This is a genomic window from Mycobacterium asiaticum (assembly GCF_001668675.1).
Taxonomy (GTDB): domain Bacteria; phylum Actinomycetota; class Actinomycetes; order Mycobacteriales; family Mycobacteriaceae; genus Mycobacterium; species Mycobacterium asiaticum_D.
In genome coordinates this window covers 1-15,238 of the sequence record NZ_LZKQ01000025.1, presented here as the reverse complement: position 1 = coordinate 15,238, position 15,238 = coordinate 1, and the positions used below count along the sequence as shown (strand labels likewise).

General features: G+C 66.7%; 15 protein-coding genes, 1 tRNA gene and 1 pseudogene. 10 read left to right on the top strand and 7 right to left on the bottom strand.

Annotated elements, in window-relative coordinates; all coding sequences use genetic code 11:
• The first annotated feature begins 15 nt into the window (after nucleotides 1-15).
• Nucleotides 16-88: transfer RNA gene (locus A9X01_RS01805), tRNA-Lys, on the top strand.
• A 78-nt stretch (nucleotides 89-166) separates the two neighbouring features.
• A complete protein-coding gene (locus A9X01_RS01800; RefSeq protein ID WP_065119025.1) occupies nucleotides 167-988 on the top strand; it encodes a TIGR04255 family protein in 822 nt (273 codons plus the stop codon).
• A gap of 4 nt (nucleotides 989-992) precedes the next feature.
• Here the strand turns inward: A9X01_RS01800 and A9X01_RS01795 are convergent, their stop codons facing one another.
• On the bottom strand, nucleotides 993-1,898 hold the full coding sequence (locus A9X01_RS01795) for an SAM-dependent methyltransferase (RefSeq protein WP_065119024.1): 906 nt from the start codon (nucleotides 1,896-1,898) through the stop codon (nucleotides 993-995).
• 50 nt (nucleotides 1,899-1,948) lie between these two features.
• Between A9X01_RS01795 and A9X01_RS01790 the strand changes: the two genes are divergently transcribed.
• The 3 genes and pseudogenes from A9X01_RS01790 (at nucleotide 1,949) to A9X01_RS28680 (ending at nucleotide 3,090) form a co-directional block, all read left to right on the top strand.
• Nucleotides 1,949-2,449: a nucleoside deaminase gene (locus A9X01_RS01790; protein WP_065119023.1), complete on the top strand. Its 501-nt coding sequence runs from the start codon at nucleotides 1,949-1,951 to the stop codon at nucleotides 2,447-2,449.
• Between the two features lie 89 nt (nucleotides 2,450-2,538).
• Nucleotides 2,539-2,862, top strand: a pseudogene (locus A9X01_RS01785) (ArsR/SmtB family transcription factor); the annotation flags it as partial.
• 30 nt (nucleotides 2,863-2,892) lie between these two features.
• Entirely contained in the window at nucleotides 2,893-3,090 is a 198-nt protein-coding gene (locus A9X01_RS28680; protein ID WP_081282149.1) for a zinc transporter Slc39a7, read from the top strand.
• Between the two features lie 3 nt (nucleotides 3,091-3,093).
• Here A9X01_RS28680 and A9X01_RS01780 read toward each other — a convergent pair whose 3' ends face one another.
• Nucleotides 3,094-4,122: an oxygenase MpaB family protein gene (locus tag A9X01_RS01780; protein WP_065119021.1), complete on the bottom strand. Its 1,029-nt coding sequence runs from the start codon at nucleotides 4,120-4,122 to the stop codon at nucleotides 3,094-3,096.
• A 65-nt stretch (nucleotides 4,123-4,187) separates the two neighbouring features.
• Between A9X01_RS01780 and A9X01_RS01775 the strand changes: the two genes are divergently transcribed.
• The 5 genes from A9X01_RS01775 (at nucleotide 4,188) to phoU (ending at nucleotide 10,221) form a co-directional block, all read left to right on the top strand.
• A complete protein-coding gene (locus A9X01_RS01775; protein WP_065119020.1) occupies nucleotides 4,188-4,790 on the top strand; it encodes a TetR/AcrR family transcriptional regulator in 603 nt (200 codons plus the stop codon).
• 151 nt (nucleotides 4,791-4,941) lie between these two features.
• Complete coding sequence (locus tag A9X01_RS01770) at nucleotides 4,942-5,964, top strand: acyl-ACP desaturase (RefSeq protein ID WP_065119019.1); 1,023 nt, start codon at nucleotides 4,942-4,944, stop codon at nucleotides 5,962-5,964.
• A 3-nt stretch (nucleotides 5,965-5,967) separates the two neighbouring features.
• On the top strand, nucleotides 5,968-7,101 hold the full coding sequence (gene dusB, locus A9X01_RS01765; RefSeq protein WP_065119018.1) for a tRNA dihydrouridine synthase DusB: 1,134 nt from the start codon (nucleotides 5,968-5,970) through the stop codon (nucleotides 7,099-7,101).
• Between the two features lie 183 nt (nucleotides 7,102-7,284).
• Nucleotides 7,285-9,540, top strand: a complete 2,256-nt coding sequence (locus A9X01_RS01760; RefSeq protein WP_155771872.1) for an LCP family protein — start codon at nucleotides 7,285-7,287, stop codon at nucleotides 9,538-9,540.
• A 42-nt stretch (nucleotides 9,541-9,582) separates the two neighbouring features.
• The gene (gene phoU, locus A9X01_RS01755) at nucleotides 9,583-10,221 is read left to right on the top strand and encodes a phosphate signaling complex protein PhoU (RefSeq protein WP_065036682.1); all 639 of its coding nucleotides are present in this window, start codon (nucleotides 9,583-9,585) and stop codon (nucleotides 10,219-10,221) included.
• A gap of 4 nt (nucleotides 10,222-10,225) precedes the next feature.
• Here phoU and pstB read toward each other — a convergent pair whose 3' ends face one another.
• The 5 genes from pstB to mshD form a co-directional block, all read right to left on the bottom strand.
• Nucleotides 10,226-11,002: a phosphate ABC transporter ATP-binding protein PstB gene (pstB, locus tag A9X01_RS01750; RefSeq protein ID WP_065119017.1), complete on the bottom strand. Its 777-nt coding sequence runs from the start codon at nucleotides 11,000-11,002 to the stop codon at nucleotides 10,226-10,228.
• A gap of 20 nt (nucleotides 11,003-11,022) precedes the next feature.
• A complete protein-coding gene (gene pstA, locus A9X01_RS01745; RefSeq protein ID WP_065119016.1) occupies nucleotides 11,023-11,952 on the bottom strand; it encodes a phosphate ABC transporter permease PstA in 930 nt (309 codons plus the stop codon).
• Nucleotides 11,949-12,986 carry a phosphate ABC transporter permease subunit PstC gene (pstC, locus tag A9X01_RS01740; protein WP_065119015.1) on the bottom strand — a complete coding sequence of 346 codons (1,038 nt, stop codon included), beginning with the start codon at nucleotides 12,984-12,986 and terminating at the stop codon, nucleotides 11,949-11,951. Before pstC ends, pstA begins: the two co-directional genes overlap by 4 nt.
• A 49-nt stretch (nucleotides 12,987-13,035) precedes the next feature.
• On the bottom strand, nucleotides 13,036-14,148 hold the full coding sequence (gene pstS / locus A9X01_RS01735; RefSeq protein ID WP_065119014.1) for a phosphate ABC transporter substrate-binding protein PstS: 1,113 nt from the start codon (nucleotides 14,146-14,148) through the stop codon (nucleotides 13,036-13,038).
• A gap of 69 nt (nucleotides 14,149-14,217) precedes the next feature.
• Nucleotides 14,218-15,147, bottom strand: coding sequence for a mycothiol synthase (gene mshD / locus A9X01_RS01730; RefSeq protein ID WP_065119013.1), 930 nt, complete (start codon nucleotides 15,145-15,147; stop codon nucleotides 14,218-14,220).
• Nucleotides 15,148-15,238 lie beyond the last annotated feature (91 nt).

Here is a 15,238-nt window from a genome sequence, read left to right as displayed (position 1 = left end):
TCCTGAGTCTCCGCCGCCCCTATAGCTCAGTTGGTAGAGCTACGGACTTTTAATCCGCAGGTCGTAGGTTCGAGTCCTACTGGGGGCACCGGAGCGAAGCTGGCAACCCACCGACCTAATTGGGGCGGTCCGTTTGAATGCCACCCGCATGGTTATGCTCGCGGCTATGCTTCCGGACGTGAATCCCGCTGATGTCCAACCCAACGCCCCTGTAGCCCTCGTAACGCTGGAAATTCGTCATCCGGCCACCGACACGCTCACCGAATCGGCAAGTCGGGAACTGAAACAACAGCTGGTCACCGACCTGCCGATCGAACGCCAGGCCCAGGACGTCCAGTGGGGAATGGCCGCACCCGGTCAGCCCCCGCAACCGGTCGCCGACCGTTTCGTGCGCTACTCCAACCGCGAGAACACGACCGCGGCGTCGCTGAAGAGCCAGGCGATCGTCGTAGAGACCAGTGCCTACAGCAATTTCGACACCTTCCTGGACGTCGCCATGCGCGTCGTGGACGCGCGCTCGCAGGTCTCCTCCATCGTCGGCGTCGAGCGGATCGGCCTGCGCTACGTGCTGGAGATCCGGGTGCCCGCCGGCGTCGACGGTCGCATCGAGTGGACCAACTGGATCGACGAGAGTCTGCTCGGCCCGCAGCGCCTGGCCCCCGGCGGCCTGACGCTGACGGAGTGGCAGGGCGCCGCGGTGTACCGCGAAGCCCAGCCCGGCCGGTCGCTGATCGTCCGGTACGGCCCGGGGGTCGGCCAGGCGCTCGACGCCAGCTACCACCTGCGCCGGGTGACGCCGGCCCAGACCGGCCAGTTCTTCCTGATGGACATCGACAGCTTCTGGACCCCGCCGACCGGCGCGATCCCGGAGTACAACCGCGACGCGCTGCTCTCGACCTTCCGGGAGCTGTACGCCCCGGCGCAGACGGTGTTTCAGGACATGCTCACCACGCGGCTGAAGGACGAACTGCTCCGCACCGCCCAGTAGGGCACTACGGCTTCAGTACCGCGCTGGTGTAGGTGACATCGGCGAACGCGGTCGCGAGCTCGTCGTCGGGATATGTGAAGCCATTGGCTGCATGTAGCTCGGCGACGGTTTGCGGCGCGGTCTGCCAGCCACTGCCGGACAGATAGTCCAGGATGTGGCTGCGCTCGGCGTGGTAGACGAGGTCGTTGAAGTCGATCTCGAAGCCCAGTTCGCTCATCCGCTCGTGGTGAGAGCGCCAGCGCTCATCCTGGAAGATCCGGGTGTCGGGGACGAACTCGAAGGCCAACCGGCTGCCCGGTGCGCTCAGCGCGGTGATGTTGTCGAACAACGCATCCTGGGCGTCGTCGGGGAGGTAAACGAGCAGCCCCTCAGCGCTCCACGCCGAGGGCGCCGCGGTATCGAATCCGGCGGCCCGCAGCGCCGCGGCCCAATCGTCGCGCAGGTCGACGGCCACGGTGCGGCGCTCGGCGGTGGGTTCGGCGCCCAGTTCGCTCAGCGTCAGGGTCTTGAAGTCGATCACCTCGGGCATGTCGACCTCGTAGACGACGGTGCCCGCGGGCCAGGGCAGCCGGTAGGCGCGCGCGTCCAGACCGGACGCCAGGATCACCGCCTGGCTGATGCCGCTGCGGGTGGCGTCCAGGAAGAACTGGTCGTAGAACCTGGTCCGGCAGGCCATCCCCCTGGCCATCCGCTCCGGGTCGAACTCGGAATCCTCGTTCGCCGTTATCTCCCCGTTGACGAGCCGGGTGTACACGTCGATACCCACCGCGCGCACCAGCGGCGCGGCGAACGGGTCGTCGATCAGCGCGAACTGCGGATCGGAGGCCAACGCACGCTGGGCGGCGACCATGGTGGCCGTTGCGCCGACACTCGTCGCAAGGTCCCAGCGATCCCGATCGGTACGCACCATTGACTCCTTTTGATCGAAAAAATATAGACAATCTAGTTAGTATCACGGGCGTGACCGACTTCGCCCAGCGGACCATCGACCTCGCCCGCCAGAACGTCGCCGAAGGCGGGCGGCCGTTCGCGACCGTCATCGTCAAGGACGGCGAAGTGCTGGCCGAGAGCGCGAACAAGGTGGCGCAGACCAACGATCCGACCGCCCACGCCGAGATCCTCGCGATCCGCGCCGCGTGCACCGAGCTGGGCACCGAGCACCTGATCGGCACCACCATCTACGTGCTGGCACACCCGTGCCCGATGTGCCTGGGCTCCCTCTACTACTGCTCGCCCGACGAGGTCGTCTTCCTGACGTCGCGGGACGCCTACGAGCCGCACTACGTCGACGACCGCAAGTACTTCGAGCTAGCGACTTTCTACGACGAGTTCGCCAAGGACTGGCAAGACCGGCGGTTGCCGATGCGCTACGAGCCCAGCGACGCAGCCGTGGAGGTGTACCGGTTCTGGCAGGAACGGAACGGCGGGCGGCGCACCGCCACCGTCGTTCCGAATGGCTAGCCTCCGCGGCGTCGAGTGTGCGTTTCGCGACGCAACACGCCGGCGATTCGTCGTGTGATGCACGGTCGGCGGACTAACGCGGCTTGACGCTGTCGGTCAACGAGCTTGCCGAACATGTGGGCAAGCCCGCCCCGTCGGTCTCCCAGCACCTGGGCAAGCTGCGGATGGCCCGGCTGGTGCGTACCCGCCGCGACGGCACCACGATCTTCTACAGTCTGGAGAACGACCACGTGCGCCAGCTGGTCATCGATGCCGTGCACAACGCCGAGCACGCCGGCCCCGGCGTTCCGCGCCATCACCGCTCAGATGCCGAGCTCAAGGCGGTGAACACAGACCCCGGGGCGCCGAGCGTGAATCGCGCGACGCGACACGCCGGGGAACCGTCGAGCGATGCACGCTCGGCGCTCCATTAGCCATTAGCCCCAACCAGAAGGGAACACCCGATGTCAGAGCACACCCACGACGCGCCACACGTCCACGAGCACGAACACGACGGCGTGACCCACAGCCACGCGCACACCAGCCACGAGCATCAACACGTCGAGCACGAGCACCCTCACTCACACGACGACGGCACCGAACACACCCATCAACACGTGCACCAGGCCGGCCTCGAAGGGGTGCACAGCCACGCGCACTGACGGTCAGACGACCGGGCAGTAGTGCTTCGGGTTGCCGCGGTTTTCCAGCGGTGGCAGATTGCGCGCCGCTGTCTGCGGCAGCGGCGCGTCGGCCGGGATACGCCCACTCGCGCGATCCAGACCGGCGCGAGCCCGCGGATGCTTCCGGTACCGCGGCGGCACCAACGAGAAGACCGCCCACACCAGGTTGCCGAAGCGCCGGTGCAGCCACTCGTCGCGCCGGGACCAGTTAAGGCCCAGCCGTTCGCGCACCGCCGGGTGGTAGAACCCGGTTGTCAACCAGACGAAGAACGGCCGGGACAGCCTCGTCAGGCCGCCCCACAACCAGTCGGGCAGCCAGGGCGCGATCGGCAGCTTGTTGTACAGCGTCAGATCGAGCACCGCCCGGGTCGCGTAGTTGTCCTCTAATACGTTGCGGCACATATGGTCCCAGTACTCCTGGAATTCCTCCCAGGACTTCGGCACCGGCCGCATGCTCATGCCGTACATCCGGTACCACTGAACGTGCTCGTCGAAGAGCTGGCGTTTCTCGGCCTCGGTGAGCCCGCCGCCGAACCGCTCGGCCACCAAGATGGTGCCCATGAAGAACGTGGAGTGCGCCCAATAGAAGACGTCGGGATTCAGCGCGTGGTAGCGGCGCCCCAGGTTGTCGACGCCCTTGATCTCGATGTGGTAATCGCGCACCTCGGCCCCGGTCTGCGGGGCGCGGTCGCCGTCGAACACGACGCCGCCGATCGGATACAGCGAACGCATCACCCGCGGCAGCGGCTCGGTGAAGAACGTCGAATGATCCTCGACAGCCGCCCCCAATTGGGGGTGCATGTTCTGCATGGATCCGGCGAACGGACCCTGCAGAATCCCGCGCCAGTCACCGAAGTATTTCCACGTCAGCGAATCCGGGCCCAGCGGCGTCGGCGGAGCCTCGTAGCCCGCCGGCGACACCGGGCAGCCGCCGGCCAGACCGCCGGACGCGTCAGGCGCCGCGTCGTCGCCGCTGGTAACTGGGCAGGCGGCAGACGTATCTTGAGTCACTGGTTATTCCTCGGTTGTCAGCAATTCTGACTACATACGTTGTCAGAACCGAGTCTAGGAGTGAAGTGCAGCCGGGTCAACGACGGCAGCGGTGGTCGGGGGTCCCCCTGGAGGACCGCCATGCCCTGCGCCGGGACAAACTCGTCGCGGCGGGTGTCCAGCTGCTCGGCAGCGAAGGTGGGCCGGCGCTTACCGTGCGCGCGGCGTGCCGCCACGCCGGCCTCACCGAGCGCTATTTCTACGAAAGCTTCACCGACCGCGAACATTTTGTCCGGGCCGTCTACGACGACGTGTGCACCCGCGCGATGGCCACCCTCAACTCGGCCAAGACGCCGCGGGAGGCCGTCGAGCAATTCGTCGCCCTGATGGTGGACGACCCGGTGCGCGGCAGGGTGCTGCTGCTGGCGCCCGCCGTCGAGCCGGGCCTGGTGCTGTCCGGGGCGGAGTGGATGCCCAACTTCATCGAACTGCTGCAGCACAAGCTCTCCCGCATCGTCGACCCGGTGGTGCAGAAGTTGGTCGCCACCAGCCTGATAGGCGCGCTGACCGGGCTGTTCACCGCTTACCTGAACGGGCAACTGGGCGCCAGCAGAAGGCAATTCATTGATTACTGTGTGGAACTGCTGCTCACCACGGCGGCCAGCCACGAGCCCGCGCCGCACGACTGAGCGCGATTAACGCCCTTGGTCATCGGGCACCCAATCACCGGTTTGCGCCGTACCCGAATCGTGACGTGCCACACCGTGGCCAAACTTGAATGCTACTGACAGACACAGATATATTGACTGCAACCATTAGACACAGATAACTGGAGGGACCATGTCAGCCGAGCTGACCAACCTGCAGCTGCTTCATGAACTTGAACCGGTCGTAGAGAAGTGCGTGAACCGGCACGAATCCATGCACAAGAACTGGAACCCGCACGACTACATCCCCTGGTCGGACGGCAAGAACTTCTACGCGCTCGGCGGGCAGGACTGGGAGCCGGGGCAGTCGAAGCTCTCCGACATCGCCCAGGTGGCAATGGTCCAGAACCTCATGACCGAGGACAATCTGCCCTCGTACCACCGCGAGATCGCGATGAACTTCGGGCTGGACGGGCCTTGGGGCTACTGGGTGAACCGGTGGACCGCCGAGGAGAACCGGCACGGCATCGCGCTGCGCGACTACCTGGTGGTCACCCGCGCGGTGGACCCGTACGAACTGGAGAAGTTGCGCATCGAGGTGGTGAACCGGGGCTTCAGCCCGGGTCAGAACCACCAGGTTCGCGACGACCTGTTCGCCGAGAGCCTGTTCGACTCGGTCATCTACGTCACGTTCCAGGAACTGGCGACCCGGATCTCGCACCGCAACACCGGCAAGGCCTGCAACGAGCCGATCGCCGACCAGTTGCTGGCCAAGATCTCGGCCGACGAGAACCTGCACATGATCTTCTACCGCGACGTCACGGCGGCCGGCTTGGACGCTTCGCCCAACCAGGCAATGCGGTCGCTGCACAAGGTGCTGCGCAATTTCCAGATGCCCGGCTATCAGGTGCCCGAGTTCCGGCGCAAGGCCGTGGTCATCGCGGTCGGCGGCGTGTACGACCCGCGGATCCACCTCGACGATGTGGTGATGCCGGTGCTGAAGAAATGGCGGATCTTCGAGCGCGAGGACTTCACCGGCGAAGCGGCCGCGCTTCGTGACGATCTCGGCAAGCTGGTCGAAGAGCTGGAAGCGTCCTGCGAGAAGTTCGAGACGTCCAAGCAGCGGCAACTCGACCGGGAAATTCGCACCGGCAAGAAGACCACCGCGTTCGAACTGCATGAGACGGCGGGCAAGCTGACGCTGAGCGGGCGGTAGCCGTTGCGTATCGGCCCCATTGAGCTGGCCAGCCCGGTGGTGCTGGCCCCGATGGCCGGAGTGACCAACGTCGCGTTCCGCACGCTGTGCCGCGAGCTCAAGCAGGCCAAGGTCGGCACGGTCAGCGGGCTGTATGTGTGTGAGATGGTGACCGCGCGGGCGCTCGTCGAGCGCCACCCGGTCACCATGCACATGACCACGTTTGCCCCGGACGAGACGCCGCGGTCGTTGCAGCTCTACACCGTGGATCCGGACACCACCTACGCCGCGGCCAAGATGGTGGCCGACGAAGGCTTGGCCGACCACATCGACATGAACTTCGGCTGTCCGGTGCCCAAGGTGACCAAGCGCGGCGGCGGCGCCGCGCTGCCCTACAAGCGGCGGCTGTTCGGGCAGATCGTCGCGGCCGCGGTGCGAGCCACCGAAGGCACGGACATCCCGGTCACCGTCAAATTCCGGATCGGGATCGACGACGAGCACCACACCCATCTCGACGCCGGCCGGATCGCCGAAGCCGAAGGCGCGGCCGCGGTCGCGCTGCACGCCCGCACCGCCGCGCAGCGTTACTCCGGCACCGCCGACTGGGATCAGATCGCCCGGCTCAAGCAGCAAGTGCGCACCATCCCGGTGCTGGGCAACGGTGATATCTACGACGCCAGCGACGCCCTGGCCATGATGGCCAGCACCGGATGCGACGGTGTGGTCATCGGACGCGGCTGCCTGGGCCGGCCCTGGCTGTTCGCCGAGTTGTCCGCCGCATTCACCGGCAGTCCGGCGCCCACCCCCCCCACACTCGGAGAGGTCGCCGACATCATCCGCCGGCACGGCGCGCTGCTGGCCGCCCATTTCGGCGAAGACAAGGGCATGCGCGACATCCGCAAACACATCGCCTGGTACCTGCACGGTTTCCCCGCCGGATCCGACTTACGGCGGGCATTGGCGCTGGTCAAGACGCTCGACGAACTCGACGGGCTACTGAGCCGGCTGGACGGCGGCGTTCCGTTCCCCGAAGCCGGCAACGGCCCACGCGGGCGGCAGGGCTCGCCCGCCCGGGTGGCGCTGCCCGACGGCTGGCTCACCGACCCCGACGACTGCCGGGTGCCCGAGGGCGCCGACGTGATGCACTCGGGCGGCTGATCCGCAAGTAGGGGTGGCCGAACCGAGACGCTCCTGAAATCGCGTCTCAGCCGAGAAAAAAGTACGATATGAGCCTTAATGCAGAACGCGGCGCCAATCAGAATGGCGCTGCGCTGACGTCTGTGCGTGAACGAGCGCTGGATTTTGGACGTCCGCAGCTAGACCTTCGGAGGCCGGTAGGACATGAGTGACGGCGACCAAGACGCCACTCCTGGCCATCGGCGCGCCTCCAGCGCCGCCGGCGATGACCACCTGATTACTCCAAACCCGCAGCAGATGCGAGGCGCCGCGCCGTGGGAACGGTTCTCCACTCCGAATATCAATGAGGACTTGTGCCGTTGGTCGGCCGGGTCCGTCGGCTCGCCCGAGGCGGCGCGGGACACCCGCGAGGAGAACGGTGACGAGCCGGCCGCGGGAAGCCACAACGACGGTGCCTTGAGTGTCGCCGAACTGATCGCCAGGCTTGGCGCCACCGTGTCCGAGCGCCCCAAGAACCACCATGTAGCCGAGGACTCCGACAACTCTGACGCGCTCGAGCCGGAAGTGGACTACGACCACACCAACGCCGCAGTCGACGACAACGTCGCCGACGAAGGCGCGGACGAAGGCGTCGAAATCGACGAGAAGCTGGACACCCAGGTTCTGCCGATTCCGGCGTACTCCCTGCAGCTGCTCTCCGAGCTGCCCGACCTGGGCGCCGCGAACTATCCGCACGACCCCGCCGAGGACGAGGAGCAGGCATCCGCGCCGACCCGGCAGCGGCGCAAACGGCGTGGCAAGACACCCGAACCCAGCACCCGGGCGCCCGCGACCCGCCGGCCCAAGAAGGCACCGAAATCCGAGGCGCCCGCCGAGCCCGTCCAGAAGCGTCGCCGGCGACCGCTGCTGATCGCGGGCCGCTCGCTGCTGACGATCGTGGCGCTGCTGTCGCTGGTGATGACCGGCGGTGCGTGGAAGTGGAGCACCTCCAAGAACGACAAGCTGAACACCGTCAGCGCGCTTGACCCCGGCTCGTCCGACATCGTGGACCCCAATGGGCAGTACGGCGACGAGAACTTCCTGATCGTCGGGATGGACTCGCGGCTGGGCGCCAACGCCAATGTTGGCGCCGGTGACACCGAAGACGCCGGCGGCGCCCGTTCGGACACCGTCATGCTGGTCAACATCCCCGCCGACCGCAAAAGGGTCGTCGCCGTGTCGTTCCCGCGTGACCTGGCGATCAACCCGATCCAGTGCGAGGCCTGGAACCCCGAGGACGGGAAATACGGACCCATCTACGACCCGAAGACCGGCAAGACCGGTCCCCGGATGGTCTACACCGAGACCAAGCTCAACTCGGCGTTTTCCTTCGGTGGACCCAAATGCCTGGTGAAGGTGGTGCAGAAGCTGTCCGGCCTGAGCGTCAACCGGTTCATCGCGGTCGATTTCGTCGGCTTCGGGCGCATGGTCGAGGCGCTGGGCGGCGTCGAGGTGTGCAGCACGACGCCGCTGAAGGACTACGAACTCGGCACCGTGCTGGCGCACGCCGGACGGCAGATCATCGACGGGCCGACCGCGCTCAACTACGTGCGGGCCCGGCAGGTGACCACCGAGAGCAACGGCGACTACGGCCGCATCAAGCGCCAGCAACTCTTCCTGTCCTCGTTGCTGCGATCGATGATCTCCGAAGACACGCTGATGAACCTGAACAAGCTCAACAACGTCGTCAACATGTTCATCGGCAACAGCTACGTCGACAACGTCAAGACCAAGGACCTGGTCGAGTTGGGCCGGTCGTTGCAGCACATGGCCGCCGGCCACGTCACCTTCGTGACCGTGCCGACCGGCGTCACGGACCAGGACGGCAACGAGCCGCCCCGCACCGCCGACATGAAGGCACTGTTCACCGCGATCATCAATGACGACCCACTGCCGCTGGAAAACGACCAGAACGCGCAGAGCCTGGGCGCATCGCGCACGTCGACCACCACACCGACGACCCCGAAGAAGGCACCGGAGGCCGCGCCCACCAACGAGACCCGCCGCGAGCAGGTGACCACCACCTCGCCGCAGGAAGTCACGGTGCAGGTCTCCAACGGCACCGGCACCGAAGGCCTGGCCGCCACCGCCGCCAGTCAGCTCAAGCGCAACGGGTTCAACGTGATGACCCCGGATGACTATCCGAGCTCGCTGAAGGCCACGACCGTGTTCTTCTCGCCTGGCAACGAGCAGGCCGCCGCGACCGTCGCCGCGGCCTTCGGCACCACCAAGGTGGAGCGGGTCACTGGCATCGGCTCGGTGGTTCAGGTGGTGCTGGGTCCGGACTTCAGCTCAGTGGGCACCCCGCCGCCCAGCGGCTCCTCGGTCAGCATGCAGATCAGCCGCAATCCGAGCAGCACGCCCACCCGGCTACCCGAGGATTTGACGGTCACCAACGCGGCCGACACTACCTGCGAGTAGCCACTTCACCGCATTTACACATCGAGAACGTAGGCTTTAATCATGAGGACCGCCTACCATGAGCAGCTCGCGGAATTGTCGGAGCGGCTCGGCGAGATGTGCGGGCTGGCCGGTTTGGCCATGGAGCGGGCCACCCAAGCCCTGTTGCAAGCCGATCTGGTGCTAGCCGAGCAGGTCATCACCGACCACGAGCGGATTTCGGCGCTCAGCGCGCAGGCCGAGGAAAGCGCCTTCGTACTGCTCGCCCTGCAGGCACCGGTCGCGGGTGACCTGCGGGCGATCGTCAGCGCGATCCAGATCGTGGCCGACATCGACCGGATGGGTGCGCTGGCCCTGCACGTCGCCAAAATCGCCCGCCGCCGCCATCCCCAGCACGCCCTGCCCGAAGAGGTCAACGGCTACTTCGCCGAAATGGGCCGGGTAGCAGTCGAATTGGGCAACAGCGCCCAAGAGGTGCTGCAGACCCGCGACCCGGAGAAGGCCGCCCGCATCCGCGAAGAAGACGATGCGATGGACGACCTGCACCGGCACCTGTTCAGCGTGCTGATGGACCGGGAATGGCGCTACGGGGTAGCCGCCGCCGTCGACGTGACCTTACTGGGGCGGTTCTACGAACGCTTCGCCGACCACGCGGTCGAGGTGGCGCGCCGGGTCATCTTCCAGGCCACCGGCACCCACTAGGGGATCAGCCGAACCGGCCGGAGATGTAGTCCTCGGTGGCGCGCTGGTTGGGGTTGGAGAAGATCTTCTCGGTGTCGTCGATCTCGATCAGCCGACCGGGTTTGCCCACCGCTTCCAGGTTGAAGAACGCCGTCTGATCGCTCACCCGGGCGGCCTGCTGCATGTTGTGGGTGACGATCACGATCGTGTACTCCTGCTTCAAGTCGCTGATCAGCTCTTCGATCGCCATAGTGGAAATCGGGTCCAGCGCGGAACACGGTTCGTCCATCAGCAGCACGTCCGGCTGCACCGCGATGGCCCGCGCGATACACAAACGTTGCTGCTGACCACCGGACAGTCCGCCGCCCGGCTTGTCCAGCCTGTCCTTGACTTCGTCCCAGAGGTTTGCGCCGCGCAGCGAGTGCTCGGCGGTCTCGTCGAGTATCTGGCGCTTGCGCACCCCCTGCAGCTTCAAGCCGGCCACCACGTTGTCGCGAATCGACATGGCGGGGAACGGGTTCGGCCGCTGGAACACCATCCCGATAGCCCGCCGCACCCCGACCGGGTCGATGCGGGCGCCGTAGATGTTCTCGTCATCGAGCAGCACGCTGCCGTCCACCCGGGCGCCGGGAATGACCTCGTGCATCCGGTTCAGCGTGCGCAACACGGTTGTCTTGCCGCATCCCGACGGGCCGATGAACGCGGTCACGCTGCGCGGCAGGACCGACAGCGACACGTCGGCTACCGCGTGGAACGCGCCGTAGTAGATGTTGACCTCTTTGAGGTCCAACCGTTTAGCCACGTGATACAGCTCCTGCCTTGTTACCGCCGTACATTGTCAAGTCTTCGTCGGGCAAAGATCTTCACGACCACTCGGGCACCGACGTTGATCATTGCAATCAGCATGATCAAAGTCAGCGCCGCACCCCAGAGCCGATCTGTGGGGACCTCGTTGGCGCCGGCTCCGGCGGTGGTCTGGTCATACATCATGCCGGGCAGCGAACCCATGAACCCGCTGAACATGTCGAAGTTGATGGCGTGCGAATAGCCGACCAGGATCAACAGCGGCGACGTCTCCCCCAGCACCCGGGCCAGCGCCAGCAGGATTCCGGTCAGGATGCCGGACAAGCCGGTCGGCAGCACCACCCTGGCGATTGTCTTCCACTTCGGTATCCCTAGCGCATAAGCCGCCTCCCGCAGGTCCACCGGCACGATGCGCAGCATCTCCTCGGTCGCCCGGGCGATCACCGGGAGCATCAACAACACCAGCGCCAAGGCCACCGCGAACTGGGACCTCGGCAGGCCCAGCGCCGCCACCCATACCGCATAGATGAACAACGCGGCGATGATCGAGGGCACCCCGGCCAGGATATCCACGGTGAAGCTGACCAGCCGGGCCAGCGGGCTGCGGCCGCCGTATTCGGCCAGGTAGATGCCGACGAGGACACCGATCGGGATCGAGATCACCGCGCACGCCAAGCCCAGCAACAGCGTGCCGACGATCGCGTGGTAGGCGCCGCCGCCGGCATCCAGGGCCGTGATACCGGCCTGCGAATGGGTCCACCAGTCACTCGCGGTGAGGGCGTGGAACCCCTTGACCACCACCGAACACAACACCCATACCAGCGGGGTCAGCGCGATACCCATCGCCAGCGTGACCAGCACGGTGGCCAGGCCGTCGGCGACGCGGCGGCGCCACCCCAATCCGGAGATGGCCCGCCACTTCAGCGGGCGGTCCAGCATCGAGGTCATGCCCGCGACCTTCCGGCCCGGGTACCTGCCACCGCGCTGCGCGCCAGTGCGTTGACGACGAAGGTCAGCCCGAACAGCACCAGCCCGGCGGCCACGTAGGCGCCGGCCTTGTACTGATTGTCGAATTCGGTTGCGGTGGCGGCGATTTTGGTGGCGAAGGTGGACCCGCCGTCGAACAGCGACCAGCCGAACGCCTCCTGGGTGCCGCGCAGGATGATCAGCAGTGCCATCGTCTCGCCCAGCGCCCGGCCCAGGCCAAGGATGGCGCCGCTGAGGAATCCGGAGCGGCCGAAGGGCAGCACGGTCGTCTTGACCACTTCCCATCGGGTGGCGCCCAGCGCGAGCGCGGCCTCGATCTGTCCCTGCGGTGTTTGGACGAACACTTCCCGGGTGACCGCGGTGATGATCGGCAGAATCATCACCGCCAGCACGATCCCGGCGGTGAAGACGGTGCCGCCGCCGGCCAGCGACGCGTTGCCGGTAGCGAACAGAAAACAATTCCCCAGGTGCGCGTTCAACCAGGCGGCCACCGGCCGCAGCTCGGGCGCCAGCACATGCAGCCCCCACACGCCGTAGATGATCGACGGCACCGCCGCCAGCAGGTCGACCAGGTAGGAGAACAACGCCGCGGTCCGGCGGGTCGCGTACTGAGTGATGTAGATCGCCACGCCCAGCGCCACCGGCATCGCCAGCACCAGCGCGAACAACGACACGAAGACCGTGACGTGCAGCAGGTCCAGGATGCCGAAATGCATCGCCGAGGTGTCGGTGGTGACCCAGTTGCCGCCGTAGGTGAAAAAGTTTTCCTTATCGCGGGCCAACGCCGGCAGGGCCCGCCACGCCAGAAAGCCGCCGATGGCCGCGATCAGCAGCACGATCAGCAAGCCGGAGCCCTCCGCCAGGCGGCGGAAGATCCGTTCGCCCAGTTGCGGCTTGCCGTATCCCCAGGGGCTGATCGGAACGGCGGGCGGTTCCGGGAACGGCGCGGCCACCACCTCCCCGGCACCCGCGTCGGAGGGGTTTGGCGTCGTCACTTTGGTCCTGTCCGTCGAACCGGCCCGGCCGAACCCCGTGCACGAACCGTTACTGCACTGCGCCGATCGCAGCGACCAGGCGCTCCTTGACTTTATCCGGCAGCGGCACATACCCGGCGGAAGAAAGACCCGTTTGGCCGCTGTTGACGGCGGTGGTGAGAAACGCCTTGACCGCCGTGGCGGTGGCCGGGTCGTAACCCTTCGAGCACACGATCTCGTAGGTGGCCATCACCAGCGGGTAGGAGGTCGGCTCCGCGGCGGCGAACATCGGGCTCAACTCCAGCACCAGGTCGTTGCCCCGGGCGGCGAACGTGACGGCGTTGGTGGCGTTGCGGGCGGTCTCTTCGGTGAGCGCCACCACGCCGTTACCGGTGTCCAGTTGCGCGAACGGCACGCCGGCGCGGTCGGCGAAACCCTTCTCCGCGTAGCCGATACCGCCGGGGGTGGCCTGCACCCCTTGGATGACGCCGGCCGACCGCTCGGCGCCTTCACCGACGCCACCCTGGAATTCGGTGCCGACGCCGCGCGCCCAGCTCTGAGGTGCGGCGGCCGTCAGGTACTTCTGGAAGTTGTCGGTAGTGCCCGACGAATCCTTCCGGTAGATCGGCGTGATTTTGCTGTCGGGAAGCTTCACACCGGGATTGAGCGCCTGCAGTATCGGGTCACTCCACATCCGGATCCCGCCGCTGAAGATCTTGGCCAGCGCGTCGGCGTCGAGGATCAACTTCGGCACGCCGGGCAGGTTGTACACCAACGCGATCGGACCGAACACCAACGGCAGGTCCCAGGCCGGGTTCCCGTTGCAGCGCTTGGCGGCCGGATTGATCTGGGTGACAGTCAACGGCGAATCGGACCCGGCGAAATCGACGTGGCCGGCGACGAACTGTGTCCGGCCGGCGCCGGACCCGGTGGCGTGGTAGGCGACGGACTTCCCGGGACATAGCTGGCCCCACACCTGGTTGAACATCGCGACGGCGAGCTGCTGCGCCGTCGACCCCTCGGCGGTCAGCGTGTCCTTCCCGCCGCAGGCGGAACCCCCGGCGGGTGACCCCGAAACGGGTGTCGAGGCACCACGATTGTCATCGCTGCCGCAGGCCGTCACCGCTGCAGCGCACGCGATTACGGCCAGGGCCGCTGCCTTCTTTACCGAGGCGAATTTCACCGATCCCGCTTTCTGGATACTGTCCTGCCACGGTATGCCCTCCGGCTGAGACCGACATGCAGGCGACGCTCAGTTTCCGGCGGGCGCCGCCGCGTAGGCGGTGTCGACGCTGTAGACGCTGAAGCCCGTCTTCTCATAGGTGCGCACCGCCGCCGCATTGTCGGACTCGACGTAGAGCAGTGCCGTGGGATCCGGACGGTCGGCCAGCCGCTGGGCCAACGATTTGAGCCCGATGGCCGTCAACCACTGACCCAACCCGCTGCCCTGAGCGGCGGGGTCGACGCCCAGCACGTAGACCTCGCCCAGCCCGGCGGGGTCGGGATGGACCTTGGTCCAGTGAAAGCCCAGCAAGGTCTCGGATTGCGAACCGGCGAAAGCCAGGAAGAGTCCGTCGGGGTCGAACCAGGGTTCGCTGCGCCGCTCGTCGATCTCGGCGTCGGTCCACCCGCCCTGTTCCGGGTGGTAGGAGAACGCGGCGTTGTTGACCCGCAGCAACTCGGCGTCGTCGGACGGGCCGCGATACGCGCGGACGTGCACGTCGCGCAGCCGGTCCGGAGTGACCGGTTCGGTGATGTCGCGCAGCGGGCGGCGCATCTGCAGCAGCTCACGGACGGCGACCAGATTCAATGCCGACGCGGTCGCCTTGGCGGCATCCAGCGTGCCGTGGGCCCAGAACTGGTTGCGGCCATCGGTTTTGGCCAGTGCCGCGCGCGCCAGTGCGGCGCCGATGCCTTGTCGCCGGGCGTGCGGGTGCACCACGAGTTCGGCCATCGCGCCGGCCGCATCGCGCGGCGGCGTCAGATTGAGGTAACCGGTGATGACGTTGCCGGCGGAATCATCGACGGCCAGCAGGTGGTCGGTGCGTTGGTGCGGCAGTTCCCGCAACACCTGCTCGCCCACCGGCGCGACTCCATCGGATTCGGTTGCGGCAGAGACGATTTCACGTATTCGCTGCTGCTCCTCGGCGGTCAGCGCCGAGCGCCATTGCGGCGTGGTCACTGACTGCGCAACGGGTCGCCCACTGGTTCTCCCAGACCGTCGGCCTCGGCCTCGGGCTGGTCGTCCTCGCGGCCCGCCGCCGGCGCGCGGC